At 70.2% G+C, this 26,921-nt stretch carries 27 protein-coding genes; 17 read left to right on the forward strand and 10 right to left on the reverse strand.

Features of this window, described 5'->3' with window-relative positions; translation table 11 throughout:
- Positions 1-32: 32 nt before the first annotated feature.
- The 5 genes from ACIA77_RS49120 (at position 33) to ACIA77_RS49140 (ending at position 5,855) form a co-directional block, all read left to right on the forward strand.
- On the forward strand, positions 33-725 hold the full coding sequence (locus tag ACIA77_RS49120; protein WP_395893117.1) for a LuxR C-terminal-related transcriptional regulator: 693 nt from the start codon (positions 33-35) through the stop codon (positions 723-725).
- A gap of 5 nt (positions 726-730) precedes the next feature.
- Positions 731-2,014, forward strand: a complete 1,284-nt coding sequence (locus ACIA77_RS49125; RefSeq protein WP_395893118.1) for a nucleotide sugar dehydrogenase — start codon at positions 731-733, stop codon at positions 2,012-2,014.
- An 84-nt stretch (positions 2,015-2,098) separates the two neighbouring features.
- Positions 2,099-3,082, forward strand: a complete 984-nt coding sequence (locus tag ACIA77_RS49130; protein WP_395893119.1) for an NAD-dependent epimerase/dehydratase family protein — start codon at positions 2,099-2,101, stop codon at positions 3,080-3,082.
- Positions 3,079-4,155 (forward strand): glycosyl hydrolase family 18 protein, encoded by a 1,077-nt coding sequence (locus tag ACIA77_RS49135; RefSeq protein WP_395893120.1) that lies wholly within the window; start codon positions 3,079-3,081, stop codon positions 4,153-4,155. Before ACIA77_RS49130 ends, ACIA77_RS49135 begins: the two co-directional genes overlap by 4 nt.
- A complete protein-coding gene (locus ACIA77_RS49140; RefSeq protein WP_395893121.1) occupies positions 4,152-5,855 on the forward strand; it encodes a glycosyltransferase in 1,704 nt (567 codons plus the stop codon). The genes ACIA77_RS49135 and ACIA77_RS49140 overlap by 4 nt, the downstream gene beginning before the upstream one ends.
- Positions 5,856-5,942: 87 nt before the next feature.
- Here the strand turns inward: ACIA77_RS49140 and ACIA77_RS49145 are convergent, their stop codons facing one another.
- Entirely contained in the window at positions 5,943-7,082 is a 1,140-nt protein-coding gene (locus ACIA77_RS49145) for an FAD-dependent monooxygenase (RefSeq protein WP_395893122.1), read from the reverse strand.
- A 97-nt stretch (positions 7,083-7,179) separates the two neighbouring features.
- Between ACIA77_RS49145 and ACIA77_RS49150 the strand changes: the two genes are divergently transcribed.
- Positions 7,180-7,881, forward strand: coding sequence for a TetR family transcriptional regulator (locus tag ACIA77_RS49150; RefSeq protein ID WP_395893123.1), 702 nt, complete (start codon positions 7,180-7,182; stop codon positions 7,879-7,881).
- A 117-nt stretch (positions 7,882-7,998) separates the two neighbouring features.
- Here ACIA77_RS49150 and ACIA77_RS49155 read toward each other — a convergent pair whose 3' ends face one another.
- Positions 7,999-8,355, reverse strand: a complete 357-nt coding sequence (locus ACIA77_RS49155; RefSeq protein ID WP_395893124.1) for an ArsC/Spx/MgsR family protein — start codon at positions 8,353-8,355, stop codon at positions 7,999-8,001.
- A gap of 18 nt (positions 8,356-8,373) precedes the next feature.
- Positions 8,374-8,973, reverse strand: coding sequence for a hypothetical protein (locus ACIA77_RS49160; protein WP_395893125.1), 600 nt, complete (start codon positions 8,971-8,973; stop codon positions 8,374-8,376).
- A 141-nt stretch (positions 8,974-9,114) separates the two neighbouring features.
- Here ACIA77_RS49160 and ACIA77_RS49165 point away from each other — a divergent pair, with 141 nt between their 5' ends.
- Entirely contained in the window at positions 9,115-9,645 is a 531-nt protein-coding gene (locus tag ACIA77_RS49165; RefSeq protein WP_395893126.1) for a GNAT family N-acetyltransferase, read from the forward strand.
- Between the two features lie 256 nt (positions 9,646-9,901).
- Here ACIA77_RS49165 and ACIA77_RS49170 read toward each other — a convergent pair whose 3' ends face one another.
- Together ACIA77_RS49170 and ACIA77_RS49175 are read right to left on the reverse strand one after the other, a co-directional pair.
- Positions 9,902-10,351: an MEKHLA domain-containing protein gene (locus ACIA77_RS49170; protein ID WP_395893127.1), complete on the reverse strand. Its 450-nt coding sequence runs from the start codon at positions 10,349-10,351 to the stop codon at positions 9,902-9,904.
- A 152-nt stretch (positions 10,352-10,503) separates the two neighbouring features.
- Positions 10,504-11,145 (reverse strand): FMN-dependent NADH-azoreductase, encoded by a 642-nt coding sequence (locus tag ACIA77_RS49175; protein ID WP_395893128.1) that lies wholly within the window; start codon positions 11,143-11,145, stop codon positions 10,504-10,506.
- An 84-nt stretch (positions 11,146-11,229) separates the two neighbouring features.
- On the opposite strand from ACIA77_RS49175, the gene ACIA77_RS49180 reads away from it, so the two are divergent.
- The 5 genes from ACIA77_RS49180 to ACIA77_RS49200 all read left to right on the forward strand — a co-directional run bounded on the left by ACIA77_RS49180 (position 11,230) and on the right by ACIA77_RS49200 (position 16,810).
- Positions 11,230-11,724, forward strand: a complete 495-nt coding sequence (locus tag ACIA77_RS49180) for a MarR family winged helix-turn-helix transcriptional regulator (protein ID WP_395893129.1) — start codon at positions 11,230-11,232, stop codon at positions 11,722-11,724.
- 118 nt (positions 11,725-11,842) lie between these two features.
- Complete coding sequence (gene ctaD / locus ACIA77_RS49185; RefSeq protein WP_395893130.1) at positions 11,843-13,579, forward strand: cytochrome c oxidase subunit I; 1,737 nt, start codon at positions 11,843-11,845, stop codon at positions 13,577-13,579.
- Between the two features lie 38 nt (positions 13,580-13,617).
- Entirely contained in the window at positions 13,618-15,204 is a 1,587-nt protein-coding gene (gene ligD, locus ACIA77_RS49190; protein WP_395893131.1) for a non-homologous end-joining DNA ligase, read from the forward strand.
- A 54-nt stretch (positions 15,205-15,258) separates the two neighbouring features.
- On the forward strand, positions 15,259-16,245 hold the full coding sequence (locus ACIA77_RS49195) for an LLM class F420-dependent oxidoreductase (RefSeq protein ID WP_395893132.1): 987 nt from the start codon (positions 15,259-15,261) through the stop codon (positions 16,243-16,245).
- 271 nt (positions 16,246-16,516) lie between these two features.
- Positions 16,517-16,810: a hypothetical protein gene (locus tag ACIA77_RS49200; RefSeq protein WP_395893133.1), complete on the forward strand. Its 294-nt coding sequence runs from the start codon at positions 16,517-16,519 to the stop codon at positions 16,808-16,810.
- Positions 16,811-17,411: 601 nt separating this feature from the next.
- Here ACIA77_RS49200 and ACIA77_RS49205 read toward each other — a convergent pair.
- Positions 17,412-18,020 (reverse strand): hypothetical protein, encoded by a 609-nt coding sequence (locus ACIA77_RS49205; protein ID WP_395893134.1) that lies wholly within the window; start codon positions 18,018-18,020, stop codon positions 17,412-17,414.
- 18 nt (positions 18,021-18,038) lie between these two features.
- Entirely contained in the window at positions 18,039-18,599 is a 561-nt protein-coding gene (locus ACIA77_RS49210; protein WP_395893135.1) for a helix-turn-helix domain-containing protein, read from the reverse strand.
- A 42-nt stretch (positions 18,600-18,641) separates the two neighbouring features.
- Between ACIA77_RS49210 and ACIA77_RS49215 the strand changes: the two genes are divergently transcribed.
- From ACIA77_RS49215 to ACIA77_RS49225, 3 genes are read left to right on the forward strand one after another with little or no spacing between them, the layout of a single operon-like run.
- Positions 18,642-19,163: a GNAT family N-acetyltransferase gene (locus ACIA77_RS49215; protein ID WP_395893136.1), complete on the forward strand. Its 522-nt coding sequence runs from the start codon at positions 18,642-18,644 to the stop codon at positions 19,161-19,163.
- 17 nt (positions 19,164-19,180) lie between these two features.
- Positions 19,181-19,621 (forward strand): helix-turn-helix transcriptional regulator, encoded by a 441-nt coding sequence (locus ACIA77_RS49220; protein WP_395893137.1) that lies wholly within the window; start codon positions 19,181-19,183, stop codon positions 19,619-19,621.
- A 9-nt stretch (positions 19,622-19,630) separates the two neighbouring features.
- Positions 19,631-20,035 (forward strand): VOC family protein, encoded by a 405-nt coding sequence (locus ACIA77_RS49225; RefSeq protein WP_204091152.1) that lies wholly within the window; start codon positions 19,631-19,633, stop codon positions 20,033-20,035.
- A gap of 90 nt (positions 20,036-20,125) precedes the next feature.
- Here the strand turns inward: ACIA77_RS49225 and ACIA77_RS49230 are convergent, their stop codons facing one another.
- The 3 genes from ACIA77_RS49230 to ACIA77_RS49240 form a co-directional block, all read right to left on the reverse strand.
- The gene (locus ACIA77_RS49230) at positions 20,126-21,112 is read right to left on the reverse strand and encodes a hypothetical protein (protein ID WP_395893138.1); all 987 of its coding nucleotides are present in this window, start codon (positions 21,110-21,112) and stop codon (positions 20,126-20,128) included.
- Positions 21,109-21,672 (reverse strand): hypothetical protein, encoded by a 564-nt coding sequence (locus ACIA77_RS49235; RefSeq protein ID WP_395893139.1) that lies wholly within the window; start codon positions 21,670-21,672, stop codon positions 21,109-21,111. Before ACIA77_RS49235 ends, ACIA77_RS49230 begins: the two co-directional genes overlap by 4 nt.
- A gap of 415 nt (positions 21,673-22,087) precedes the next feature.
- Positions 22,088-22,297, reverse strand: coding sequence for a hypothetical protein (locus ACIA77_RS49240; protein ID WP_395893140.1), 210 nt, complete (start codon positions 22,295-22,297; stop codon positions 22,088-22,090).
- Positions 22,298-22,679: 382 nt separating this feature from the next.
- Here ACIA77_RS49240 and ACIA77_RS49245 point away from each other — a divergent pair, with 382 nt between their 5' ends.
- Positions 22,680-25,763, forward strand: coding sequence for a BTAD domain-containing putative transcriptional regulator (locus tag ACIA77_RS49245; protein WP_395893141.1), 3,084 nt, complete (start codon positions 22,680-22,682; stop codon positions 25,761-25,763).
- Positions 25,764-26,022: 259 nt separating this feature from the next.
- Positions 26,023-26,819, forward strand: a protein-coding gene (locus tag ACIA77_RS49250; RefSeq protein WP_395893142.1) for an IS5 family transposase whose coding sequence is annotated in 2 segments (ribosomal slippage) — positions 26,023-26,364 and positions 26,367-26,819 — 795 coding nt in all. Because the reading frame shifts where the segments join, the coding sequence is not laid out codon by codon here.
- Positions 26,820-26,921 lie beyond the last annotated feature (102 nt).

Here is a 26,921-nt window from a genome sequence, read left to right on the forward strand (position 1 = left end):
AAGCCCGTGCGCGCGCTGCTTTGCTTTGCGGCGTGGACACCACCCGCCTCTTCCTGATCGAAGACCACCGCATGGTGGCCGACGTGCTGACGTCGAGCCTCGCCACCGTGCCGTGGATCAGGGTGGTCGGGACCCGGCCCGCCGCGGACCCGGCGTTGCGCTCCGAGCTCGCGGCGCAGCAACCGGACGTGGTGACCGTCGAGCTGCAGTCGCTGACCGACGTGCGCGAGCGGATCAGCACTTGGCGCGAAGCGGCACCAGCCGCGCGTTTCGTGGCCCTCACCGCGAGCCGGGACCGAGATCTCGCGGTGGCCGCGGCCTACGCCGGGATCGACACGTGGATCCCCAAGGAGAGCTCGCTCGCCGACCTGCTCGACCGCGTCCGCGGCGCCCGCGCCGGGCACGCGTGGTACCCGCCGGAGCTGCTGGCCGCGTTGTTCGACCGGCTGCGCCGCGACGGCGCGGCACCGCACCGGAGCGGGTCGAACCCCCTCGACGTGCTGAGCGAGCGAGAACGCGAAGTGCTGATCGCGATGGTCGACGGCGACCGCAGCGACCAGATCGCGGCCCGGCTCCAGCTTTCCCGCCACACCGTGCGCACGCACACCAGAAACCTGTTCCGCAAGCTGAAGGTCCACAGCGGACTGGAAGTCGTGAAGATCGCCCGAGCCGCCGGCATCGAGCCCACCGGCCAGACGCCGGCCCGGAAAGGGGAACTCCCTTGACTCTCATGGCCGAATCGCCACTCGACGAGGCCGACGGCCTCGCGTCAACCGCCGTCGTCGGCATGGGCTACGTGGGCCTGCCGACGGCGCTGGGCCTGCACGCCGACGGCGCGCGCGTGCTGGGCCTCGACACGAGCACCGCCCGGCGCGAGACCATCGCCTCCGGCCACCCCGACCTGGTCGACGCCGACCTCGCGCGCCTGGCGGCGGCCCGCGGCGACGACCGCTTCGAACTCACCGCCGACCCCGCGCGGCTGGCCGAAGCCGACTCGGTGATCATCTGCGTCCCGACGCCGCTGGACCGGTACCTGACCCCGGACCTCGGCCCGCTGCACTCGGCGTGCCAGGCCGTGGTCGAGCACGCGCGGCCGGGGCAGACGCTCATCCTCACGTCCACCAGCTACGTCGGCACCACGCGGGAGCTGCTCGTGGAACCGTTGGCGAACCGCGGTCTCGTGGTCGGCGAGGACGTGTTCGTCGCGTTCAGCCCGGAGCGCATCGACCCCGGCGTCCCCGAGCACACGCAACTCGGCACGCCCCGCGTCGTCGGCGGCTGCACGGCGGCGTGCTCCGGCCGCGCGCGGCGGGTGCTGGAACGCTTGACCCCGCTCGTGCACGAGGTCTCTTCGGCCGAAGCGGCGGAGCTGACGAAACTGTACGAGAACTCGTTCCGGGCGGTGAACATCGCACTGGCCAACGAGTTCGCCGGGATCTGCTCGACGCTCGCACTCGACCCGATCGAGGTCACGCGCGCGGCGGCGACCAAACCGTACGGCTTCATGAGCTTCTACCCCGGCCCGGGCGTCGGCGGCCACTGCATCCCGTGCGACCCGCACTACCTGCTGTGGCAGCTGCGCGAGGCCCGCGGCGCCGCTCCGCTGATCAGCCAGGCCATGACGTCGATCGCCCACCGGCCCGGCCAGGTGGCCGACCGCGTGACCGCGACGCTGTCCGCCGCCGGCCGCGGGGTGGCGGGAACGCACATCGTCGTGGTGGGCGTGACGTACAAGCCGGGCGTGCGCGACCTGCGCGAGTCGTCCGCCCTCGAGATCCTCGAGCGCCTGGTCGCGCTCGGCGCCAAGGTCGACTACCACGACCCGCTCGTCCCGGAGCTCTCGCTGGGCGGGCGGTCGTTGCAGAGCGTCCCCGATCCGCACGGCACCGACTTCGACCTGGTGCTGATCCACACCGTCCACCCCGGACAGTCCTACGACTGGATCGAGCACTGCCCGCTGGTCCTCGACGCGACTTACACGTTCGAGGCCGCCGGGCACCGCGAACTCGTCTGACCCCGGCGCGGCCGCTTCGCCTGTCCGTTGCGGCCGCGTCGGCCTGTCCCACCCCAGCGATTCCTCCGACGAAAGGGCGAACCCATGCGGTGCTTGGTGACCGGCGGGGCCGGCTTCATCGGTTCCCACCTGACCGAGCGGCTGCTCGGCGAAGACCGCGAAGTGGTGGTGCTGGACGACTTCAGCACCGGCACGGCGCAGAACCTCGCGGCTGTCGCCGACGACCCCCGGCTGCGGATCGTCCGCGGTTCCGTGTGCGATCCGGAGGCGGTGGAGTCGTGTCTGGCGGGCGTCGAGCAGATCTACCACCTCGCGGCGGCCGTGGGCGTGTTCACGATCATGCGCAAGACCCTCCAGAGCCTGCGCACCAATCTGCTCGGCACCGAGGTTGTGCTCGACGCGGCGCTGCGGCACGACGCCCGCATCCTCGTCGCGTCGACCAGCGAGGTCTACGGCAAGAACACGTCGATCGGCCTGCGCGAGGACGACGACCGCGTGGTCGGCTCGCCGTTGAAGAACCGCTGGTCCTACGCCGAGGCGAAAGCGCTCGACGAGACGTTCACCCACCTCTACGGCACCGAGCTCGGTGTGCGGACGGTGCTCGTGCGGCTGTTCAACACCGTCGGTCCGCGCCAGCGCGGCCGCTACGGCATGGTCGTGCCGCGGTTCGTCGACCAGGCGCTGACCGGGCAGCCGCTCACGGTGTTCGGCACGGGCCGGCAGACGCGGTGCTTCTGCCACGTGCTCGACGTGGTGCCCGCGCTGGTCGCGCTGCTCGACGACGAGTCGGCGCACGGCACCGTCTACAACCTCGGCAGCCCCGAGCAGGTGAGCATCGAAGAGCTGGCGGCGCTCGTCATCTCGGCGACGAAGTCCAGCAGCGAGATCGTGAAGGTGCCCTACGCCGAGGCTTACGGTGAAGGGTACGAGGACATGCAGCGGCGTATTCCGAACTGCGCGCGGGCCGCGCAGCAGGTCGGGTTCCGGGCTTCGCACAGCCTTCGGGAAACCATCGACGCCGTGATCGACGACCGGCGGGCGCACTTGCGGGCCGCCGTCGCCGGTTGAGGACACCGCACCCGGACCGGCCGCGTCGCCGCGGCCGGGTCGCCCTGCTGTTGGTCTGCGAGCTGCTGGTGCTGACGTTGCTGCGGGACGGGGGAGCGCGCGCGGCCGTGCAGCCGCAGACGATCGCGTCGCTCCCCTACTGGAACCTGGCCGACGGGACCATGACCGTGCAGGCGCACTCGTCGCAGGTCACGGAGGCGTCGCCGTGGCTGTACGGCCTCGACGCCGAGGGCCGGCTCGTCCCGCAGTCGGGACGGGCGGATGATCTCGCGCGGTTGCGCGCCACCGGCGTGGACCTCACGCCGACGATCGCGAACGTCACCGAAGGCCGGTGGCACCCGCAGATCGTGCAGCGGATCCTGCACGATCCGCCGTCGCTGACGCAGCACGTGGCGGACATCGTCGCGCTGGCCGTGCGCGAGGACTTCGCGGGTATCGACATCGACTACGAGGAGCTGCGCGCCGACGATCGCGCGGCGTTCACGGAGTTCATCACGCGGCTCGCGGATTCCCTGCACCGCAACGAAAAACGCCTGTCGGTCGACGTCTTCGCCAAGACCACGGACGCCGGCTACGACGAGCGCAACCGCGCCCAGGACTACGCCGCGCTGGGCCGCGTGGCCGACCAGGTGCGGCTGATGGCCTACGACTACCACTGGCAGACGTCCGCCCCGGGTCCGATCGCGCCCGAGGGCTGGGTCCGCGACGTGCTGACGTACGCCGTGACGCAGATCCCGCCCGGGAAGATCGTCCTGGGCGTGCCCATGTACGGCTACGACTGGGTGGGCCACAACGGCGTGCCGGTGACGTGGGTGCAGGCCTACGGCCGCTCGCGGGAGTTCGGCGCGCCCGTGGAGTGGGACGGTTTCAGCGAGTCGCCGCACTTCACCTACACCGATTCCGCCGGGCAGCGGCACGACGTGTGGTTCGAGAACGCTTACAGCGCCTCGATCAAGTTCGCGCACGCCCGGCAGTTCGGGATCGGCGGGGTCTTCCTCTGGCTGTTCGGTGCGGAGGACGACCTCGTCTGGTCCAAACTCGACACTTTCTGGACACCCGCGGAGGCTCGATGATCCCCCTTTGGCTGATGGCAATTTTCGTCTTCGGGGTGAACTTCACGCTGTGGGGCACAGCCGGGCTCGCGCGCGCGATCGAGAACCGCATCCGCCGGCCGCGGCCGGCCCGGCCGTCGCCCGTGCCGCGCCAGCACCCGGGCCACGTGCACCGCTCGCGCGTCGCCGTGCTCATGGCCGCGCACAACGAGGAAGTCGTGATCGCCGACTCGCTGGCCGCCATCACCCGCCTCGTGCCGCCCGAAAACGTCCACGTCGTCTCCGACGGCTCCACCGACCGCACGGTCGAGATCGCCCACGCGTGCGGCGTGCACGTCACCGAGACTCCCGTCAACGTCGGCAAAGCCGGTGCCCTCGAAGAAGGCGTGCGCCATTTCTCCTTGGCCACCCGCTACGACGCCGTGCTGCTGCTCGACGCCGACACCCGCCTCGACCCGGGCTACTTCGACGCCGCCCTCCCGGAGTTCGACGACCCGGCCGTGGTCGCCGTCGCCGGCTGCGCCGCCACCGACTGGTCCGCCGCGAAGCGGGGTTTCACCGCCTGGCTGTTCACCGCGCACCGCTCCCGCATCTACGCCCTGCTCCAACGCCTCCTCAAGTTCGGCCAAACCTGGCACCGCACCAACGCGACGACGATCGTCCCGGGCTTCGCCAGCCTCTACCGCGCCCACGTGCTGCCCCAGATCGACATCAACCCGCCGGGCCTCGTGATCGAGGACTTCAACATGACGTTCGAGGTCTACCGCCGGCGCCTGGGCAAAGTCGGGTTTTCGCTGGGCGCCGTCGCCGTCACCCAGGATCCGGCTTCACTGCACGACTACCTGCACCAGACCCGCCGGTGGGCACTGGGGTTCTGGCAGAGCGTCCGCCGCTTCCGGCCCCGCGCCAACCTCTTCACGGCCATGCTCGGCCTCTACATCGTGGAGCTCGTGCTGGCCAGCACCTTCATGGCCCTGCTGCCTCTGGTCGTCGTCCTGCTCCTCCTCGCCGAAATACCCGGCTTCCTCGCCCTTCCCGTCGCCGGTGACGTCACCCTCGCCGTCGGCCACTACGTCAACCTCCCGACGATCGCCTTCGGCATCCTCCTGCCCGACGTGATCCTGACGATCGCCGTCGCCCTCGTCGAACGCCGTGCCCGCTACCTGCTCATGGCGCCCTTCTACCTCCCTCTTCGTTGTCTCGACGCGTTCGTCGCCCTCTGGACGCTCCCCCGCGCCTGGCGCGAACGCTCCACGGGCCGCTGGCAGAGCCCCGCCCGCCGCCCCGCCGACGCTTCCGGCCTTCCCGACGTTTCCGTCGTCGCCACCCCCGGCCAACCCGTTCCCGGCGGCTCGCTCCCCCAGCAGCCCCCACTCAGCAGCCCGCACTCCCACCAGCCGCACTCCAGCGGTCCGCTTCCCCGCCAGCCCCAGCCCGGCGGTCCGCTTCCCCGCCAGCCCCAGCCCGGCGGTCCGCGACCCCAGCAGTCCCACCCCAGCGGCCCGCTCCCGCGCCAGTCCCAGCCTGGCGGTCCGCGACCCCAGCAGTCGCACCCCAGCAGCCCGGCCCCCCGGCAATCGCACCCCGGCAGCTCCCTCCCCGGCCGGTCCCACTCCGGCCACTCCCCGGCCGGTTCCGACCCGATCTGGCCATCGGAGCTCCCGCCCGAATGGCCCCCGGAATGGCCTCCTGAGCCGTTCCCCCGGGAAAAGGTCAGCTGACCACTCCCGTCACATCCCGACGGCCGCTGCACCCGCTGCGCACGCGGACGCAGCGGCCGTCGTCGTGGACAGCGGGATCCCCAGGCCTCACGCGCTCTTGGCCAGCGCCAGCTTCTGCGCGGCGGACACCAACGGCAGCAACCGAGTTCCGAAGTTGCGCACCGCCATCCCCGCGCGCGTCGCGGGGATCAGCAACGCCGCGGCCACGGGAACGTTGCGCTGCTTGGGATTCGACAGCTTCCGGTGCGCCGCCTCGTACCGCCGGAAGGCCACAACGGGATCGTCCGGGCTCGCGGCCAGTTCCGTCGCGAGCGTGTGCGCCCCGGCCATCGCCAGCGTCGAGCCGTCGCCGAACAACGACACGCACGAAGCCGCGTCGCCCACCAGAACGATCCGGCCCGCCGACCACTCCGGGACGCGCACGCGGCTCACGGAATCGAAGTACAAGTCCTCGGCCACGCGCACCTGGCCGAGCAGTTCGGGCACCCGCCAGCCCGCGCCGGCATAAGCGTTCTCCAGCAACCGCTTGTGCTGCTCGGTGTCGCGGTAGTCGAAGCCGGGCACCTCCCGGCCGCGGAACATGAACGCCACGATCCCGCGCCCTTTCGACGGGTGCACCGCCACCGCACGTCCCGGCGAGTTGTACATGACGATCTCACTGCGATCGCTCACCGGCCCGTCGAACGGCATGGTCGCGACGTACACGCCCATGTGCTCCACGAATCCCGGCTCCGGCCCGAACGCGAGCCGGCGCACCGCCGAGTGCAGCCCGTCGGCGCCCACCACGAAGTCGAACCGCCGCGGTGCACCGCGTTCGAACGTGACGTCGACGCCGCCCGCGTCCTGCTCAAGGGCGACGACGGAATCGTGGAACACGTACTCCGCGTCGCCGGCACTCGCGTCGTGCAGGATGCGCGCGAGGTCGGTGCGGGTCAGCTCGACATCGGTGCCGGCGTCGTCCATCGGCACCCGGCCGACGGTCTTCCCGCGGTCGTTCACGAACGTCAGGCTCGTGACGCCGGTGGCCGCCGCCCGCAGCCGCGAGCTGATGCCCATCTTCCGCGCCACCTCGGCGGCCGGCCCGCGCACGTCGACCGGACTCCCGCTCGAGCGCAGTCCCGCCGCGCGTTCCACCACGGTCGGGCGGTACCCCGCGCGAGCCAGCCAGTGCGCCAGCGTCGACCCGGCGACACCCGCGCCGGAGATCAGCACTGTTTTCGTGACCATCGGTCATTCCTCCCCAGTCCGACGATCTCGCTGACCGCCGGTCAGTGCCGAAGGTACACGCCTGTCCGGCGGTCAGGCAAGGAGGTAAGCTGACCGGGTGACAGAAGACGTTCCTCCCGACACCCGGGCCCGCATCCTGAGCGTCGCGATGGACATGTTCTCCGCGCGCGGGTACCACGCGACGTCAGTGCGGGAAATCGCCGAACGGGTCGGTGTCACGAAGACCGCGGTGCTGTACCACTTCCCCGGCAAGGCCGACATCATCGCCGCGCTCGCCGAGCCGATGCTGGTCGACCTGGAGGCCGCGATCGACTCGGCGCAGGCCCTCGCGATGGACCCCCACCAAGCCCGTGACGCGGCGATCGAAGGCCTGCTCGACGTGTGGCTGCGGCACCGCTACCTGCTGCGCCTCAACCTGCGCGACCTCGGGTTGACGGCGTCCCAGTCGGTGTTCGACCGCTTCCGCAACGGTATGCTGCGCGCGAACCTGATCGTGGCGGGCCCCGGCGGGAACCTCGCCACGGACGTCCGGGCCGCGCAAGCCATCGCCATGCTCAGCGATCCGGTGGTGCTCTTCGCCGACCAGCCGGCCGACGAACTGCGCGCCGCGGTGCTCGACGGAGTCCACCGGCTCTTCGACCAGCCGCGCCCGCGCGCCGGACGGGGCAGGCCGACGGTGATGACCGACAACCTGATGATCCTGTGCCGCAAGCTCCACGACGAGGGCTTCTCGGCCACCCGGATCGCCGACGAGCTGGGCGTCTCACGCGCGACGGTGTACCGCCACTTGCCGGGCTAGCATTATTGAGACGCTTTATGATACTTTTGAGACATTCCGGCAGAGCAGGACCCAGCACGCACGGAGAACCACAGGGAGGCGAATGGACGGAACAGCGGCGCACGACACCCCGGCGGGTCAGCCGAGGACGGACCGGACCGTCTCCTCGTCGCGCGCGACGACCGTGGTGCCGTCGTCGGCCGTGATGATCGGGCGCTGGATCAGCGCGGGGTTGGCCGCCAGCGCCTCGATCCAGCGGGCGCGATCGGCCGGCGTGCGGGACCACGACTTGAGGTCGAGCTCCGCCGCGACCTTCTCGCCCGTGCGCGTGATGTCCCACGGGTCGAGCCCGAGCCGGTCCAGCACGGACTCGAGCTCGGCGGGCGTCGGCGGGTCCTCGAGGTAGCGGCGCACCGTGTAGGTGGCACCGGCCTCGTCGAGCAGCGACACGGCGGAGCGGCACTTCGAGCACCGCGGATTGACCCAGATCTCCACGGGCACACCGTACGCGAGCTACTTCGAGAACGCCTGCAGCTGGCACTGGTCGGCCAGCTTGTCGAGGTTGTCGTAGGTATCAGACGAGCCGTCGTCGATGCGCCAGGTGAGGCCGTCGGGGTCGACGCTCGTGTCGGGGGCGACGTGCACGTGGGCGCCCTGGGTGGTCATGCACTTGACCATGTCGTGGAACTGGTCGTTGAACTTCGGGTTGGTCCGCGGCGACAGCTGGGGCGGCTGCAGCGGCAGCTTCCCCTTGCAGGCGGCTTCGGCCTTCTTGGACTGGGGGCTGTCGTCGTTCATGTCGAGCGCGGGCGGGCTGCCGGGGCCGCCAACTGGCCCGGAGTGCCCGGTCCGTCCATTGAGGACGGCGTGGCCGTTGGTGCGGAGGCAGGAGTCGTAGGCGTCCCAGTAGGCCTGCTTCTCCTCGGGCGAGCTGTCGAGCCGCAGCTGTGGGCGGCCGGCATCGGCATCGGCTGTGGTCGCCGACGCGGGGGCGCCGGCGGTGGCGCTGCCGGTGTCGAGCGTGGCGACCTGCGGCGCAGCGGGCTGACCGGAACAGGCGGTGAGCAGGGCGAACGCGGCGCCTGCGACGAGAACGGTGATCGATGAACGCACGCCGCGAGCGTGCCAGCCGGTTGTGAGAAACCTGTCACGACGGAGTCAGGAGGCCACCAGGACGTATCGAGGAGCGCCAACACCCCACGGGTGCCGCGGATCACCCGCCTGAGAAGGGCGTTTTCGGCGTACCGTTCACACATGGACATGCCTCTGACCACCGACCGCCTCGTGATCCGGGATTGGTCGGTCGACGACGCCGAAGCTGCCTTCCTCGTCTACGGCTCGGATGAGGTCACGCACTGGCTGACTCCCGCGATGGACCGGGTGACCGACATCGCGGCGATGCGGTCGGTGCTGCACGCGTGGCAGGAGGCGCAGCCGAACCTCGTCCCGCCCCGCGGCCGCTGGGCCGTGGCGCGCGCCTCCGACGGTGCGGTGGTGGGCGGACTGGGGATCCGGCTGCTGCCGCCGTACCAGGAGGACTTGGAGCTGAGCTGGCAACTGCACCCAGACGCGTGGCACCAGGGCTACGCGACGGAGTCCGCGCGGGCGCTCATCGAGTGGGCGTTCACCCAGGACACCGACGAACTGTTCGCCGTCGCGCGGCCGTCCAACACCCGCGCCATCGCGACCGCCGAACGCCTCGGCATGCAGTGGGTCGGCGAAACCACCAAGTACTACGACCTGCGCCTGCAGGTCTACCGCATCCGCCACAGCGACATCGTCTGACCCGACCACGCACGCCCACCGGCGCCGGCCCACCCCCGGCGCCGGTGAACGCTGCGCGAACACTGGGAAAACGCCGCGGACAGCCGGAAACCGCCGGCCGCGACACCCAAGCGGAGATGCTTCCGTGCGGCGATCGTGGCTCAGCCAGCGCGCGACACTGAGCGGCTCGGCCGCCCCGCAGAGCGCAAAACCCGCACAGAGCAAAAAGACCGCCAAGCGAGCGCGCATCGCAGAAGACCGCGCAGCCGGCAGTGGTTCAGGCGTTCGTGTAGCGCGGGAACAGTGCGGCCTGGCCGTGGTTCACGCCGGTGGCGTCGGTGAGGTTCCACATGGTCACGTCTTCGATCCAAAAGCGGCGGCCCGACTTGGCGATGCGGCAACCGCGGTAGCCGGTGGCGAAGCCGTGGGCCGTGACGGCTGCGAGGAGGGCGTCGCGGTCTTCTTGACGGTCCGGTTCGGCCGAGAGGCGGGACGGGAGGCCCGTGAATTCGGGCCAGGGACGTTCGAAGGCTTGCTGCGCCGTGAGGTTGGCGTAGGTGAAGCGCGGGTCGCCGGCGGTGTCGTGGGCGAGGAGGCCGAAGGGGGCCTCCGCGTAGAGCCAGTGGGGGAGGTCGCCCGGGGAGCCCGTGACGAGCGGGGTGCCCACCAAGCGCTCGTAGCTCGAAGTCAGGAGGCGGGCGAAGGCGGCGTCCTGGGGCGACGGCATGTCGCCAACGTACGCCTGCCACCCCGCGGCGTGCGGGCACGGGTGATCGACTTCACGGGTCGTGTCCACTGTGGAACCGACGCTCGCCACGGTCTCCCCCGCGGGACCGTGGCGAGCCGGCGGACCACCGTGCGAGCCGCCCACGCAAGAACTCAGGCGTTGACCGGAGTCCAGAGCTCGTCGATCTCGCGCTCGGCGGCGGCGAGGCTCTCGGCGGCCAGGTCGCGGAGGTCGGCCATGGCGGGGTTGGTGTCGGCGAGCGTCAGCTCGGCGGAGATGAAGCGCGGCTCGATGCCGGTGATCGCGAGGCCGTGCGGGAGCCACGGTTCGGCGTGGTCCCAGCCGAAGCGCGGGGTGCCCTCGCCGTAACCGCCGCCGCGGGAGGCCAGGACGAGGAACTCGCGCCCGTCGAGCAGGCCGGCGCCGGTGGCGGGGTCGAAGGCCAGGCCGGGCGCGATGAGGTGGTCGACCCAGGCCTTCACGACGCTCGGGGCGCCGTAGTTGTACAGCGGCAGGCCGAGCAGCACCGTGGTCGCCTCGCGGATCTCGCCGACCAGTTCCTGGGTCAGCTTCCAGGACTCGTTCTGCTCGGGCGTGCGCTCCTCGGCCGGCACGAGGCGAGCGAGCCCGGCCACGGAGTCGAAGTGCGGAACGGGGTTCGCGCCCAGGTCGCGGTAGGTGACGGTGCCCTCGGGGTGCGCTGCGCGCCACGCGTCGGCCGCGCGGGCGGTGAGCTTGCGGCTCACGGATCGGTCGCCGTTGATGCTGGAGTCGATGTGGAGGAGGTGAGGCATCTCGTTAGCCACCCATGGATCGTTTGTGTAGGACAAACCATTTATAGCACACGGACGACTAGCGAGTTCTCGTACACTGGACGCATGACCTCGCTCCCGGTCGTCAACCAGCCGCCCCACCGGTGCGGCGCCCTGCTCGACCACCTCTCCCGCCGGGTGCGGACGCGGTCCGAGACAGTGCTGGCGCCCCTGGGCCTGCGGCCACGCCACCTGCTCACGCTCACCGTCCTGCGCGACCACGGCAGCAGCACCCAGCAGGCCCTCGCGGCCACGCTGGGCATCGACAGCACGAACCTCGTCGGCCTGCTCAACGACCTCGAAGCCGACAACCTGATCGAGCGCCGCCGCTCACCCGAAGACCGCCGGCGGCACGTCGTGGACCTCACGGACGTCGGCGCGAAGAAGCTGGCCAAGGCGGAGTTCGTCCTGGCCGCCGTCGAGGACGAGGTGCTCGCCGCTCTCAGCGTCGAGCAGCGCGAGCAGCTCTACTGCCTCCTCCACCAGGCCACCGCCACCACGGACATCGCCGCCTGCGCCGGCGCGGAGGACGAACCGGTCCCGCCGGTCATGTACCGCTGACCCGCGAAAACGCCCGCCCCGCCGGCCGCTCCACCGCGTTGAAAAACCGACCCCGATCGGCCCTCGTGAGCGTGCCCACAATGGGTACGCCCGCGCGCCGTTAGGGGGTCGAGGACCGATGACCGACACCGTGAACAGGCCTGTTCCGGTTCCGATGCGGCCTGCGTGGCGAGGACCCAAGGGCGGACAGGTCCTCAAGGTCGTCCGGACGACGGATCACAAGACGATCGGTGTGCTGTACCTGACGACGTCGTTCGCGTTCTTCCTGATCGGCGGGTTCACGGCGCTGCTGATGCGCGCCGAACTCGCACAGCCCGGGATGCAGTTCCTCTCCCCCGAGCAGTACAACCAGCTGTTCACCATGCACGGCACGATCATGTTGCTGCTCTACGCCACCCCGAACCTGTTCGGGTTCGCGAACTTCGTGGTGCCGCTGCACATCGGCTCGCCGGACGTCGCGTTTCCGCGGCTGAACGCGTTCTCGTACTGGCTCTACCTGTTCGGCGGGCTGATCGTGATCAGCGCCTACCTCACGCCCGCCGGCCCGCCGGAGTTCGGCTGGACCGCGTACACGCCGCTGTCCGACGCCATCCACTCGCCGGGGATCGGCGGCGACCTGTGGATCACCGGCCTGATCGTGTCGGGGCTCGGGACGATCCTGGGCGCCGTCAACATGGTGACGACCATCGTCACGTTGCGCTGCCCCGGCATGACGATGTGGCGGATGCCCATCTTCACCTGGAACATCCTGCTCACCGCGGTGCTGATCCTGCTCGCGTTTCCGATCCTCACGGCCGCGCTGTTCGCGCTGCTGGCCGACCGGCACATCGGCGCGCACGTGTTCGACCCGGCCAACGGCGGCGCCATCCTCTGGCAGCACCTGTTCTGGTTCTTCGGCCATCCGGAGGTGTACATCGTCGCGCTGCCCTACTTCGGCATCGTCACGGAGATCATCCCCGTGTTCAGCCGGAAACCGCTGTTCGGCTACCGCACGATGGTGTTCGCGACGATCGCCATCACCGGTCTGTCCGCCACCGTGTGGGCACACCACATGTTCGCGACCGGCGCGGTGCTGCTGCCGTTCTTCTCGTTCATGACGTTCCTCATCGCCGTGCCCACGGGTATCAAGTTCTTCAACTGGATCGGCACGATGTGGAAGGGCACGCTGACGTTCGAAGCGCCGATGCTGTGGTCGATCGGGTTCCTCGTCACGTTCCTGCTCGGCGGGCTCACCGGCGTCATCCTCGCGGCGCCGCCGCTCGACTTCCACGTGCACGACAGCTACTTCGTCGTCGCGCACTTCCACTACGTGCTGTTCGGCACCATCGTGTTCGCGACGTTCGCCGGCATCTACTTCTGGTTCCCCAAGATCACCGGCCGGATGCTCGACGAGCCGCTCGCCAAGTGGCACTTCTGGACGACGTTCATCGGCTTCCACACCACGTTCCTGATCCAGCACTGGCTCGGCGCCGCCGGGATGCCCCGCCGCTACGCCGACTACCTGCGAGGCGACGGGTTCACCATCATGCAGAGCATCTCCACGATCGGAGCGTTCATCCTGGGTGCGTCGGTGCTGCCGTTCATCTGGAACGTCGTGAAGAGCTACCGCTACGGCGAACTCGTCGAGACCGACGATCCCTGGGGCTTCGGCAATTCCCTGGAGTGGGCGACGACCAGCCCGCCGCCGCGGCACAACTTCCTGGAGCTGCCGCGCATCCGGTCCGAACGCCCGGCGTTCGAGCTGCACTACCCGCACATGGTCGAGCGCCTGCGCGAAGAGAGCCACATCCAGCACGGCGGCCGGCACCGGGCGGCGGCCGACGCGCTCACCGCACCGCGAGAACAGGACCGCTGATCGGAAGTGTCCTACTCTGCCTGCAGGAGGGCGGACCCATGGACTCAGCGGCGGAGCGGCTCAGGAAGTACCGCGAGATGCGCGATTTCGAGCGCACCGCCGAGCCCGCGGGCAGCGACGCCGCGACGTCGCCCGGCAACCGGTTCGTCGTGCAACGCCACCGCGCCCGGCGTCGGCACTACGACCTGCGGCTGGAGCTGAGCGGTGTGCTCATCAGCTGGGCCGTGCCGAAGGGCCCGACGCTGGACCCGAAGGCGCGGCGCCTGGCCGTGCACGTGGAGGACCACCCGCTCGAGTACGCCGACTTCGAGGGCGTGATCCCGCACGGCGAGTACGGCGGCGGCGACGTGATCGTGTGGGACCGCGGCACCTGGGAGCCCGTCGACACGGACGACCCGGAGCAGGCGCTCGCCGACGGCAACCTCCACTTCGACCTGTTCGGGGAGAAGCTGCTCGGCCGCTTCGTGCTCATCCACCCGAGTCGTGACGGCGACGGCAAGCAGTGGCTGCTGCTGCACAAGCAGGACGACCACGCCACGACCGGCTGGGACGCCGAGGACCACCCGAAGTCCGTGAAGAGCGGCCTGACCAACGACGAGATCAAGGCCGCTCCACCTGCGCTCTGGCGCGGCGACCTGCCCGCCGCCGAAGCCGAGCAGAAGCTCAAGCCCGTGTTCCGGCCCGCTTCGGACGAGGAGCTGGCCGCGCTCGACGAGCTGGGCGCCAAGGGCTCGTGGACCGTCGCCGGGCGCAAGCTCGCCCTCACCAACCTCGACAAGGTGCTCATCCCCGGCCGCGACGGCGAAGACCCCATCACGAAACGCGACCTCGTCCGGTACTACACGCGCATCGGCCCGACGATGCTTCCCTACCTGGCCGAGCGCGCGCTCAACACCAACCGCTTCCCCAACGGCATCGAAAAACCGGGGTTCTGGCACAAGGAAGTGCCCGACCACGCGCCGCAGTGGCTGCACCGCTGGCACTACGAGGCGGCCGATCCCGACGACGTGCAGCAGTACCTCGTGCCCGAGGGGGTCGCGGACCTGGCGTGGCTGGCCAACTTCGGCGCGCTGGAGCTGCACGCGTGGACGTCGCGGATCGAGGACGTCGAGCACCCCACGTGGACGCTGTTCGACATCGACCCCGGCCCGGACACGTCCTTCGACGACGTGCTCGCCCTCGCCCGCCTGCACCGCACCGCGCTCGACCACCTCGGGCTCATCGGGCTGCCGAAGGTCACGGGGCAGCGCGGGATCCAGGTGTGGGTGCCGATCGAGCCGCGCTACACCTACGCCGAGACGCGCAAGTGGGCCGAGACCGTCTCGAAGACGATCGGGCGCACGCTGCCGGACCTCGTGAGCTGGGCGTGGCAGAAGGACCGCCGCGGCGGGAAGGCGCGGCTGGACTACACGCAGAACGTGCTGAACAAGACGCTCGTCGCGCCCTACAGCGTGCGCCCGCGCCCGGGTGCGCCGGTTTCCGTTCCGTTGCAATGGGATGAGCTCGACGATCCGGAGCTCACCCCCGACCACTGGACGATTCGGACGGTCGTGGAGCGCGTCGAATCGGTCGGTGATCCGTTCGCGGAGCTGCTGGGGGTGGCGCAGCCGTTGCCGGACCTGTGACGTTCACCGGTTCCGAGGGCACCTGGAGTGCGCTCAAGGCCTAGGGTCGGGGCCATGCGATTCGGACTCTTCGTTCCCCAGGGCTGGCGCTTCGACCTCGTCGGCATCGACCCGAAGGACCACTGGACCACCATGCTCGACCTCGCCCGCTTCGCGGACGCGGGCCCGTTCGAGTCGATCTGGGTCTACGACCACTTCCACACCACGCCCGTGCCCAGCGAGGAAGCGACGCACGAGGCGTGGAGCCTCATGGCGGCCTACGGCGCGGCCACTTCGCGCGTGCGGCTGGGCCAGATGTGCACCTGCATGGCGTACCGCAACCCGGCCTACCTCGCGAAGGTCGCGGCCACGATCGACGTGATCTCCGGCGGCCGCGTGGAGATGGGCATCGGCGGCGGCTGGTACGAGCACGAGTGGCGCGCCTACGGCTACGGCTTCCCGAGCGCCGGCGAGCGCCTCGGCATGCTCGACGAGGGCGTGCAGATCATGCGCCAGCTGTGGACCGAGGGCAAAGCCACCCTCGACGGCAAGCACTACCAGGTCGACGGCGCCCTCTCCCGCCCCCTGCCCCTGCAGGACGGCGGCATCCCCCTGTGGATCGCCGGCGGCGGCGAGAAGAAGACGCTGCGCACGGCCGCGAAGTACGCCCAGTACACCAACTTCGTCGGCGACGTCGAGGGCTTCACGCACAAGTCCTCGGTGCTCGAGGGCCACTGCAAGGACCTCGGCACGGACTTCGGCGCGATCGTGCGCTCGGCCAACTACAACGTCGTCATCGGCGAGACCGAGAAGGACGTGCAGGACCGCCTGGGTTGGATCCGCGCGCACTACGCGCCCCACCTGCCCGCCGACGTCCTCGAGTCCACGTACGGCAACTTCGAGAAGGGCCTGCTCGTCGGCACCCCCGAGCAGATCGTCGAGCGCCTGAAGAACATGGAATCCCTCGGCATGACCTACGCGATCTCCTACTTCGCCGAAGCGGCGTACGACCGCTCGGGGATCGAGCTTTACGCGTCTAAGGTGGTTCCGGAGCTTTCTTGAGTTTTGGTTGTTCAGCCGGCCGGGCCCTTCGGGGTTCCGGCCGGTTGTCCTTTGTGGACTCTTCGTGCCGCTTTCTTTCGCTGGGTGGGGCCACCGGTGCGTCGCGTCGCGGGCCGTCTCGATGGCGACATTCTTGACGACGCGATCGGCGCCTGGCTGCCCAGTCACCACGGCGACGACACCGCCGCCGAACCCGATAACGCCACCCTGCCAGAAGCGATCGGAGTGGGGAGGAAACGCTCGGAACGTTCCCCGCACCGGCGGTGCCGGAATGCACCTGCTCGCCGCCATCACTCAGGAGCGCGCCGGTTGTCGGCCAACGCCGGGTCCCGTTCGGCAACAGCGAAATCGCCTGGTTTCCGGGCTGCTGAACACCGTCGATCCGGCCAGGCGAGTGGCCACCGCCGACACCCGGCACACCACCGCCGCCCATGCCCACTACCTACATTCCCGCGATACCAACTACGTGTTCATCGTCAACGAAGAGACCAGCACCGCCTCCACGCGCTACTCCGGGCCCTGCCCTGGCACGAGATCCCACCACGCCACCGGCAACCACTGCTAGCGCCTGTGCCACACCGCTGGACCGACGTCGCCGCCGGACTACGCCATGACCGGCAACCCCACCGAGCTCTCACCCCGCTCGGTATCCACCTCTGAACACCATAAACGACCTTGCCGGAATACAAATCTACGCCCTCCCAGAGGGGTCCGCACCTCCATTCTATCGGCCGGCACCGACAGTTTCGGAAAAGTAGCCGCCAGGCGAGGCGGTTGTCCACAACTTGGCTGGCCTGTGGACAACCCGGGCTGTACAACCGCAATGACGGGCCCGCGGCGGTATGTTGGCCAGGAGCGAGCAAGACCGCAAAAAACGCGATGCCCACCCGGCTGGAAGAGCTCGAACCAGCAAGACCGCCATCAACGCGACCAAGCAAGACCGACGACGCCCAGCCACCGGAGGAAAGCCCAGCCAGCAATGCAAACCGGGCAAAGACAGGAACGTCCACGATGCCCGACCCCGGCGAGTACCTGAAGCACCCGCCAAATCCGGCAAGACACGATGCCAACCTCCGACCGAAACCCGCACCCCCAACCAACCATCCAGGCAGGCCAAGAAGACCCTTACCAACCCACAAAAACCACGAACACCCGCGCTCGAGAAATCAGAGCAGCGCCTCGAACACGTCCGGAAGCGCCACCAGCAAAGTCGACACCACAGCACACGGAACAGCCAGCGCCACAACAAGCCCGAGCTTCCTGAGCGACCCGACACCGAGCCACAGCACCACACCGATACCCAGCACCGTGGCGACGGTCAGCGTCACCGGGTCCTGACGGCCCCCTTCACGGACGGCGTCGGCAAGAAGGAGGCCCACAGCGGCCGCCGTAGCGAAAACGCCGGCGCGCGTGTCGGTGCCGATGTGCCGGAAGACGAGGCCGAGCAGACCCGCGGCGAAGCCCAGCACGCACCAGAGCACGACGGTCCCGGTGTCGAGCAGGTACGGCATCCCGGAGTACTTGACGCCGTAAGCGATCTTCTTGCCGAAGTAGAACGCGAGCACCGCCGGGACGAGCGCGGCGACCGTGCGCCAGTAGGCCCGCCCCGGCGAAGCGCGCGACGACACGGCGACGACGAGCACGATCCACAGCACGAAGGCGTGGGCCAGGATCCGCAACCCGTCGGTGTAGTAGGCGAACGCCGCGAACCCGCCCGAAACCAGTCCACCGGCCACGGCCAGCACCTCGGCCGGCCCGATCCGAGCCCCGTTCATCCGTCCCCCCTCGAACGATCAGCGTTTCGTCAGCACCACCAGGTACCGGCACGCCTCTTCCGTCGGATTCACATACGTACCAGGCACCGGCTTGCCGAGGTGCAGGCAGTCGCCCGTTTCGAGGTCGTGGACGTCGGTGCCCTCGACGAAGCGCAGGCGGCCCGACAGCACCCAGATCTGGTGGTCCGCGAACGCGTACGAATCGGCGGGGAAGCCGACGGACGCGCCGGCCGGGAGGGAGACCTCCACGAGTTCCGTCGCGCCGCGGGCGGGCGGCGAGACGGAGCGGCGGACGTAGCCGGTGACGGGATCGGTCCAGGTCGGCTGGTCGGCGAGGCGGGCGAGCCGGCGGTCGGCCGAGCCTTCGGCGCGGGCGACGAGTTCGGACAGCGTCAGCCCCAGCGCGGAGGCGAGCCGGCTGAGCAGGACGGCCGTCGGCTGGGCTTCGCCGCGTTCGATCTTGCCGATCATGGCGCGGGAGACGCCGCTGCGGTCCGCCAGGGTGGCCGTGGAGAGGTCGCGGGAAAGCCGCGCTTCTCGGAGCGTCGAAGCCAGGGAGGCCGACAGCGGGTCTGTCATAATTCGATACTATAGCAGCCAATATCGGCTACTATAGTGCCCATGCTGATCCGGGAAGCCGACGAACGCGACGCCGAGGCGTGCGCGGAGATCTACGCGCCGTACGTCCGCGACACCGCCATCACCTTCGAACTCGAGCCGCCGACACCCGCCGAGATGGCGGAGCGCATCAAGCGCGCCGCGAAAACGCACGCGTGGCTCGTGCTGGAGGACGACGGACGCGTGGCCGGGTACGCGTACGCCGGCCCGTACAAGGAGCGCGCGGCGTACCGGTGGTCGTGCGAGGTCAGCGTGTACCTGGAACTGGGGCGGCGGCGCACGGGCGCGGGGCGGAAGCTCTACGAAGCGCTGTTCGCCCGGCTGGCCGAGCGCGGGTTCCGGACGGCCGTCGCGGGTATGACGCTGCCGAACGACCCCAGCGTCGGCCTGCACCGGGCGCTCGGGTTCGAGCCCATCGGCACCTTCCGGCGGATCGGGTGGAAGCACGGAGCGTGGCGTGACGTCGCCTGGGCGCAGCGTCCGCTGGCGCCCGAGTCGGACGAAACTCCCGGCGAACCGGCGTGACGGTGCAGAATGGGGCCATGGGTGCCGACCTCGACGAACTGCGCCGACTGCGCCGGGCGCGTGACCGGATGGACCGCGAGTACGCCGAGCCGCTCGACGTCCCGGCGCTGGCCCGCACCGCGCTGATGTCGACGGCGCACTTCAGCCGCCGCTTCCGCGACGCGTACTCCGAAACGCCGTACTCCTACCTCATGACCCGCCGCATCGAGCGCGCCAAGACGCTCCTGCGCAACGGCCTCACCGTCACCGAAGCGTGCTTCGCCGTCGGGTGTACGAGCCTCGGCTCGTTCTCGGCGCGGTTCACGGAGCTGGTCGGCGAGACGCCGTCGGCCTACCGCGCGCGCAACCATGAGGACGTCGCCGCAGTGCCGCCGTGCCAGACGATGGTGGCGACGCGCCCGCGCAAGACCGGCAGCAAGAGCAGTTTCGGAGAAGCGCCCGTCGGTGCGCCCGCATAATCTCACCTCATGTCTGTTTCCATCGCCGCAGTGCACGTGATCGTCGACGATCCCGATGCCGCCGTCGCCTTCTACCGCGACACCCTGGGCTTCAAGGTCCGCAACGAAGTCAGCAACGACGGGTTCCGCTGGGTCACCCTGACCACCGAAACCCAGCCGGAGATCGAAATCGTGCTGTCGCAGCCGCACGCCGGCCGGTCGCAGACCGACGGCGACACCGTGGCCGCGCTGCTCGCCAAGGGTGAGCTCGGCGCGATCAACCTGCGCACCGACAACCTCGACGAGACCTTCGCGAAGGTCTCGGCCGCGCCCGGTGCCGAGGTGCTGCAGGAGCCGGCCGACCAGTTCTGGGGAGTGCGCGACGCCGCCGTGCGCGACCCGGCGGGCAACCTGGTGCGGATCGCGCAGGCCTAGTTGCCATCCGGCCAAAGCAGGCGGCCCCGGGGCAGCACTACGCAAGCCGGATCGCCGTGACTGTGGTCGGGTTGGTAGCGAACGGCACAGCTAGCCGCCGTTGATGTCGAGGTCCTCGATGTCCTGCTCGAGACGGGCGCGCCAGGACCACTGGGGCTGGGCCCAGTCGGTGTCGTCGGCCGGGGGTTCGCCGAGCGGCAGCGCCTGGTCGGCAACGCCGTGGGTCACGCGGTAGGCGAGCGCCGACGTCGCCGCGCGGATCCAGCGGTCGCCGGCCGCGCCCGAAGGCGGCGCGACGCCGAACGCGTGCGTGAACCACACCGGCAGCAGCGCGCTGGACCCGATCGCGTCGGTGATGCGTTCGCGCAGCTTCGAGTGCAGCTCTTCCCAGTCGCGTTCGGCTTTTTCGATCTGCGGGAGCACGCGGGTGCGCGTGACGTCGTCGGCGTCGAGCAGCTGGCGCGCGGCCTCGGCGTCCTTGGTGGCGGCGGGCAGCTGCCGGTCGAGCACACCGCGGCGGCGGGCGACCACTTCGGACAGTCGCACCTCCGCGTCGGCGCGGCGGTCGTCACCGCGCTGGCTGGTGGCGAGCACGCCGAGCACGGCGATCAGCGCGCTGTCGGCCTCCAGCAGGGCTTCGCGCGCCTGCGGCAGCCGCTGGAGGTCCTCTTCGTACGGCCGGCGCTGGTTCGCCGTGAGGAGCTGGGTGGCGAGGGCGTGGCGGCGTTCGGCGTCGGCGGCGAGCTTGCGCAGCGCCGGGCCGACGTCGTCGAGGTCCACCACCGGCACCTTCTCCGACACGCGCACCGCGCGTTCGAGCAACTGCAGGCGCTGGCGCAGCCGTTCCAGCTGCCGGGTCGCCTGGTCGAGGCGTGACTCGTGGCGGGCGTGGGCGTCGGTGAAGGCGTCGAACGTCTCGCGCAGCTCCGTGAGCTCGCGCCCGGTGCGCGTCTCGAGGTCGACGACGGTCTCCTGCACGCCGTCGACGGTCTCGGACAGCGCGTCGAACTCCGGATCGCGCTCTTCTTCGCCGGGCTCGTAGTAGTCCGTGTCGGGGTAGTACTCGGAGTAGGTCATCGGACCTCCTGCACCAGGAACAGCACGGTGACCGCGGTGGCGAGCGCGGCGAGGACCACGAGCACGACCTGGGCGGTGCTCGCGAGCACGATCAGCGCGGCGGCCGTGAGCCCCGCCCCGAGCGCGCCGCTCCACGCCGCCCGCAGCCGGCGGTCGACCCTCAACGGCGTCGGCCCCAGCGGCCCCAGCGCGATCCGCAACCCGGCCACGACCAGCGGCACCGCGAGCAGGACCCACACCGGCCCGATGCCGCCGAACAGCATCAGCGCCCCGGCGATCATCCCGACGGCGACGGGCACCGCCGCCAGGTACAGCGCGAGCCGCTGCGTGCCGGCGCGGTGCTCCTCCAGCTTCGCAGCCCGCACCTGCTCCTTCGCGGTCTCCACCTCGTGCTCGGTGCGCAGCAGGTCCTCGGCGGTGTCGACCAGGCTGTCGAGCGCGCGCGTGCGCCCGGCGTCGTCCAGCTCCGGCAGGGCCGCGAGCCGCGCGCGCATGTCCTCCTGCAGACGGCCGACGCGCGCGGTGGCCTGGTCGCGCTTGTGCTGCGCTGGCGTAGTCACCCGGCCACTGTAGGTACGAACCGCGCCAGACCCACGCAACGACGCGGCTTGTCGTGGTCACGGAGTGTTCATGGCGAGGCTGACGTTGGGGGCGTGGGGCTTCATCGGGTCGTGCGGGTGGCCGGGTCTGCGGTGGTGGAGCGCGGCTGCTCGGATGCCGGCGCTGGTGGTTCGACCCCGTTGTTCAGTGTGCGATCGGTTATCTCGCACCGTCGCCGGGAGGCGCGCTCACCAGCGACGATCACGCTCTCGGCGACGCTTCGACGATTTAGATCGCGCCGTGGCGTTCTTCCATGAACGGCCACTGCGGCGGAGCAATCGACGATGCGCCAGACCCGCAACACCCCACTGAGAGTTCCGCCGGGGCAGATCACGCCGAACAGGCAGTAGCCGCCGTCGGGGCCCTGGCGCAGCATCAGCGTCGCCGAGAGCGGGTGGTGCTGTTGGCCGCCTGGAGATGGACGAATTGGGTGATGTCGTGTTGTGGTTCGACCTCCGAGACGAGGTACGGGTTGGCGAAGTGGCCGCGGACCAGCGAGTCGGGGCTCATGGCGGCCGACCTGCACACGTACTCGGCGGCGCTGGCGAGGTCATGGTTGTTGGCCTTGCCGAGGAGCACACCCATGAGCGGCCACTCCGGCAGAGCAATCGGGGACGCCTGGTCAGCTGCACCTTGGGTTCGTCGGGCGCCTTGGGGTGTGGACAACACCGGGAGTTGTGGACAGCTTCGCCCCCACGACCGCTCTGGGCCGGTTTTGTCGGTGGTGGCCGATAGAATGGACTCGGGGACGCCCCCCTCGGGAGGGCGGGGGTATCGGTGGGCCGGCCGGGGCGGGCACAAGCACGTGCTGCGGCAGATTCGAAGCTGCCAGCGGGGCCGAGAAGCCGCCATATTCGCAGGTCGGCCAGGACGAGCCGGCGGCCCGAGCGCGTCGAGGGGAGCAGTGCCGCGCAAATCCGGGATCTCCCTGACGCACAGCAGGCGTGGGTTCCGGCATTATCGGGCGGTGCGGATCGGGTTGCTGGGGCCCCTGGAGGTACGGACCGGGGAAGGCGAGGCCGTCGAAGTGGCGGGCGCGCGGTTGCGCGCGCTGTTGAGCGCGCTGGCGCTCGAGGCCGGGCGGGAGGTGCCCGCCGGGCGGCTCGTGGACGCGGTGTGGGGCGAGCGGCCGCCCGCGACGGCGAACGCGTTGCAGGCCCTGGTGTCCCGGTTGCGGCGCGCGGGGGTGGCGCTGGAGTCGACGTCGGTCGGGTATCGGCTGGGGGCCGAGGTCGACGTGGAGCGGTTCGAGGAGCTCGTGGCGCGCGGGCGGCGGACGGGTGATGCCGAGGCTCTTCGAGAAGCGCTGGAGCTGTGGCGCGGGCCGGCGCTCGTGGACGTGGCCGACGGCGAATACTTCCAGGGGCCGATCGCGCGGCTGACGGAACTGCGGCTGGGCGCGGTGGAGGACCACGCGGAGGCCGTGCTGCGGCTGGGCCGCGGCGAGGAGCTGACGGGCGAGCTCGCCGCGCTGCTGCAGGAGCACCCGCTGCGCGAGCGGCTGGCCGCGGCCCTGATGCGGGCGCTGTACGCGGCCGGGCGGCCGGCGGAAGCGCTGACCGTGTACGAGCGGCTGCGCAAGGCGCTCGTCGAGGAGCTCGGCGCGGATCCGTCGGCGCAGGTTTCCGCGGTGCACACGGCGATCCTGCGTGATTCCACTGTGGACACCGCGCCGGACGAAGTGCGCACCAACCTGCGCGCCGGGCTGACGAGTTTCGTCGGCCGGGACGCGGACGTCGCGCAGGTCGGCAAGCTCGTGGCCGAGTACCGGCTCACCACGCTGATCGGGCCGGGCGGCGCCGGGAAGACGCGGCTGGCCACGGAAACCGCGCGGAAGCTGCTCGAGCAGACGACCGGGGACACCTGGCTCGTCGAGCTCGCCCCGATCACCGACGGCGCCGACGTGGCGCAGGCCGTGCTGGCCGCGCTCGGCGTGCGGGAGCAGGGCCAGCTGAGCTTCGGCGGCGGCGCCACCTCGGCCGAACGGGCCGTGCACGCGCTGCGCAGCCGCGAGGCCCTGCTGGTACTGGACAACTGCGAGCACGTGATCGACGCGGCCGCCGAGCTGGCCGAACGGCTCCTGGGCGAATGCCCGCGCCTGCGCATCCTCGCGACGAGCCGGGAAGCCCTGGCCGTGACGGGCGAGGCGCTGTGGCCCGTCGAACCGCTGGCGCTGCCGCCCGAAGGCGCGAGCGTGCCGGAGGCGATGTCGTGCGCGTCGGTGCGGCTGCTGGCCGATCGCGCCGCCGCGGTGCGTCCCGGGTTCGAGGTGGACGCGTCGACGGTCGACGCCGTCACGCGGATCTGCCGCGCGCTCGACGGCATGCCGCTGGCGGTCGAATTGGCGGCGGCGCGGCTGCGGTCGCTCACCGTTCCGCAGCTGGCCGCGCGCCTCGACGACCGCTTCCGGCTGCTGGCGGCCGGCAGCCGGACGGCGCTGCCGCGGCACCGGACGTTGCGCGCGGTCGTCGACTGGAGCTGGGAACTGCTGTCGGACGCCGAACGCACGCTGCTGCGCCGCCTCGCCTTCTTCTCCGGCGGCGCCACGACGGAGGCGGCGGCCGCGGTGTCCGGCGTCGAGGACGCACCCGACCTGTTGACGGCGCTCGTCGACAAATCGCTGCTGGTCGTGTCGGATTCGGCCGAGGCCCGCTACGGCATGCTGGAGACGATCAAGGCCTACGCCTTCGAACGCCTCGACGACGCCGGCGAACGCGAGCAGGTCCGGCGCGCGCACGCGGAGTGGTTCGCCCAGTTCGCGGAAACGGCCGATCCACACCTGCGCCGCGCCGAACAGCTCGAGTGGCTGGCCCGGCTGGCGGCCGACCACGGCAACCTGACGGCCGCGGTGCGCGGCAGCGTCGCGGCCGCCGACGCCGCCACGGCGTTGCGGCTCGTGGCCGCCGCCGGCTGGTACTGGCTGCTCGGCGGGCACAAGGCCGAGGGCCAGGAACTGATCGTGGCAGCGCTCGGCGTGCCGGGCGACGCCAACGTCGACCACCGCGCGGCCGCGAACGCGTTCGCCGTGCTCTTCGTGACCGCCGGCATCGCCGACGACAGCATGGCCGACGAGTGGACCCGCGCGGCGGTCGAGCTGTCCGCCGACACCGAGCACCGCCACCCGCTGCTGCGCTTCATGCTGCCCCTGCAGGAACTGCTGTCCAGCGGCCGCACCGGCGCGCGCCCGCGGATCGAGGCCCTCGACGAACTCATCGCCGACGAGGACCCGTGGGTCCGCGCCCAGGCCTACCAGAACCGCTTCCGCCTGCAGCTCAACCTCGGCTACGGCCACGCCACCGCCGAAGCCGACGCCGAGGAGTCCGTGCGCCTGTTCCGCCTCAGCGGCGAACGCTGGGGCCTCTCCCTCGGCCTCACCAACCTCGCCGAACTCACCGCCCGCCGCGGCGACTTCCGCCGCGCCATCGACCAATACCGCGAGTCGATCCACGTCGTCACGGAGATCGGGACGCTCGAAGACGTGCTGTGGGTCCGCGCCCGCCTCGCCCAGCTCTACTGGCTGATGGGCGACATCCCGGCCGCGGACGCCGAACTCGCGGCAGCGGACCGGGATTCCGCCGCGGTCGCGTTTCCGGACGCGCTCGCCGGACTGGCCCAGGCCAGAGGGGATCTGGCTCGGTGGCGGGGTGAGCGGGAGGTCGCTATCGCGGAGCTGGATCGGGCCGAGGACTTGGTTCGGCATCTGCCGTTGCACCCGCTGTTCCGCGCGATGATGTTGCAGTCCCGGGCGTTTTTGGCGGCTGAGGCTGGTGAGCTCGAGACCGCTGCCGGGATGCGGCGCGAGGTTTACGAGTTGACGATGTCGGGTGGGGATGTGGTTTATCTCGCGCACGCTGTGGTCGCGGTCGCTGATCACGCGTTGCGGGTGGGGTTGCCAGGGGAAGCTGCTCGGTTGATGGCTACGGCGGATGTGTTGCGTGGTGGACCGGATTTGAGTCTGCCGGATGCGGTGGCGACGGCTCAGGGGCTTGATGAGGCGGAGCCATTGGAGACGGAGGAGTTGCAGCGGGTGATTGATGTGGTGTTGGGGTGAGTTGAGCATTTGGTTGGCACCTCCTTTCAGCTGCGGGGGTATTTGTGGTGGCAGTCCGTCTCTGCGGCGGACTGCTGGCAATGACGCTGATGAAGTGAACGGCTGACCGGATAACGCAACCATTCAGCTGGCACCACCGCCGCCATCTACGCAGCTAACAGCCGGCAGCGGCACCGATGAAGTGACCGGCTGACCCGCTAAGAGCGTGTCTCAGTAGGGTTTGGCTGGTCGTGTTGGATGATCTTGGGTTGTGGATGATCTGTCTCGGCGGCTGGTGCCGGATGAGTTGTGGGCGCTGGCGGAGCCGCTGATTCCGGAGCACGGGGTTCGTCCGCGGGGTGGTGGACCGGCACGGATCGACGACCGGGGTGTGTTCACGGCGATCGTGTTCGTGTTGACCAGTGGGTGCGCGTGGCGGTATCTGCCGCCGTCGTTCGGGGTCACCGTGCCGACTGCGCATCGCCGGTTCACCGAATGGACCAAGGCCGGTCTGTGGCCCCGGCTGCACCGCGCGGTCCTCGATGAACTCGGCGGCCAGGGCATGATCGACTGGTCCGGGGCGGTCTGTGACGGAGCCTCCGTTCGAGCCAAAAAAGGGGACCCATGACCGGCCCGAACCCCGTCGATCGCGGCAAGAGCGGCTCGAAGATCCACGTCCTGTCCGACCGTGCCGGGCTGCCCTTGTCCGTGGCGGTGTCCGCGGCCAATACCAACGACTCCTACGCTCTCAAACCGCTGGTCATGGCCATTCCCGCGATCACATCCCGACGCGGCCCCCGCCGACGCAAACCCGGGAAACTACACGCCGACAAGGCCTACGACCAGGCTGACTTGCGGAAGTGGGTTCGCGGCCGCGGCATCAAGGTCCGCATAGCCCGCAAGGGCATCGAGTCGCGCAAGAAGCTCGGCAAACATCGCTGGGTCATCGAACGATCCATCGCCTGGCTGTTCGGCTACCACCGACTCGCCATCCGATACGACCGCTACGCCAACCACTTCTGCGCCTTCCTCACCCTCGCCGCCACTCTCACCTGCTACAAGAAGCTCACCTACTGAGACATGGTCTAATACTGCAACAACACTTCGTGATGGCCGCGTCGTTGGTAGTGGCTGGCACGTGCTCGGGCTTGGCTGGTTCGTCGCCATTTCGACCAGTGC

This window comes from Amycolatopsis sp. NPDC051903 (assembly GCF_044452505.1).
Classification (GTDB): Bacteria; Actinomycetota; Actinomycetes; order Mycobacteriales; family Pseudonocardiaceae; genus Amycolatopsis.

Bases quoted from the DNA above. Each gene is read 5' to 3' on its own strand.
- ACIA77_RS49125 (WP_395893118.1), top strand. From the start codon at position 731: ATGGCCGAATCGCCACTCGACGAGGCCGACGGCCTCGCGTCAACCGCC.
- ACIA77_RS49130 (WP_395893119.1), top strand. From the start codon at position 2,099: ATGCGGTGCTTGGTGACCGGCGGGGCCGGCTTCATCGGTTCCCACCTG.
- ACIA77_RS49140 (WP_395893121.1), top strand. From the start codon at position 4,152: ATGATCCCCCTTTGGCTGATGGCAATTTTCGTCTTCGGGGTGAACTTC.
- ACIA77_RS49145 (WP_395893122.1), bottom strand. From the start codon at position 7,082: ATGGTCACGAAAACAGTGCTGATCTCCGGCGCGGGTGTCGCCGGGTCG.
- ACIA77_RS49165 (WP_395893126.1), top strand. From the start codon at position 9,115: ATGGACATGCCTCTGACCACCGACCGCCTCGTGATCCGGGATTGGTCG.
- ACIA77_RS49170 (WP_395893127.1), bottom strand. From the start codon at position 10,351: ATGCCGTCGCCCCAGGACGCCGCCTTCGCCCGCCTCCTGACTTCGAGC.
- ACIA77_RS49175 (WP_395893128.1), bottom strand. From the start codon at position 11,145: ATGCCTCACCTCCTCCACATCGACTCCAGCATCAACGGCGACCGATCC.
- ACIA77_RS49180 (WP_395893129.1), top strand. From the start codon at position 11,230: ATGACCTCGCTCCCGGTCGTCAACCAGCCGCCCCACCGGTGCGGCGCC.
- ctaD (WP_395893130.1), top strand. From the start codon at position 11,843: ATGACCGACACCGTGAACAGGCCTGTTCCGGTTCCGATGCGGCCTGCG.
- ligD (WP_395893131.1), top strand. From the start codon at position 13,618: ATGGACTCAGCGGCGGAGCGGCTCAGGAAGTACCGCGAGATGCGCGAT.
- ACIA77_RS49195 (WP_395893132.1), top strand. From the start codon at position 15,259: ATGCGATTCGGACTCTTCGTTCCCCAGGGCTGGCGCTTCGACCTCGTC.
- ACIA77_RS49200 (WP_395893133.1), top strand. From the start codon at position 16,517: ATGCACCTGCTCGCCGCCATCACTCAGGAGCGCGCCGGTTGTCGGCCA.
- ACIA77_RS49205 (WP_395893134.1), bottom strand. From the start codon at position 18,020: ATGAACGGGGCTCGGATCGGGCCGGCCGAGGTGCTGGCCGTGGCCGGT.
- ACIA77_RS49210 (WP_395893135.1), bottom strand. From the start codon at position 18,599: ATGACAGACCCGCTGTCGGCCTCCCTGGCTTCGACGCTCCGAGAAGCG.
- ACIA77_RS49215 (WP_395893136.1), top strand. From the start codon at position 18,642: ATGCTGATCCGGGAAGCCGACGAACGCGACGCCGAGGCGTGCGCGGAG.
- ACIA77_RS49220 (WP_395893137.1), top strand. From the start codon at position 19,181: ATGGGTGCCGACCTCGACGAACTGCGCCGACTGCGCCGGGCGCGTGAC.
- ACIA77_RS49225 (WP_204091152.1), top strand. From the start codon at position 19,631: ATGTCTGTTTCCATCGCCGCAGTGCACGTGATCGTCGACGATCCCGAT.
- ACIA77_RS49230 (WP_395893138.1), bottom strand. From the start codon at position 21,112: ATGACCTACTCCGAGTACTACCCCGACACGGACTACTACGAGCCCGGC.
- ACIA77_RS49240 (WP_395893140.1), bottom strand. From the start codon at position 22,297: ATGGGTGTGCTCCTCGGCAAGGCCAACAACCATGACCTCGCCAGCGCC.